The 246-nt window shown below is 62.2% G+C and carries 1 pseudogene; it reads left to right on the top strand.

Going from position 1 to position 246, the window contains the following annotated elements:
- Positions 1 to 246: pseudogene (locus tag GSF22_RS34340) on the top strand (hypothetical protein); the annotation flags it as partial.

Genomic DNA, 246 nt, shown 5'->3' on the forward strand with positions numbered 1-246 from the left:
CAAGGCTGGTGAGGCTGTGGGCGTGGTTGATCGGGCGAAGCTGTTGCCGCATGGTGTGCCGTCGGGTCAGTCGCGTATCGATCTTGGTGCGGAGCAGACGGGTAACGTGAAGGAGATCGTCGCGGCGACGAAGAAGGCCGGGATGGATGAGCGGGCCGCGGTGGTGGCGATCGCTACCAGTCTGCAGGAGTCGAAGTTGGAGAACCTGGGTCATCTGGGTGACCGTAACGATCATGATTCGCAGGG

Source organism: Micromonospora echinofusca (assembly GCF_017614955.1).
GTDB lineage: Bacteria > Actinomycetota > Actinomycetes > Mycobacteriales > Micromonosporaceae > Micromonospora > Micromonospora echinofusca_A.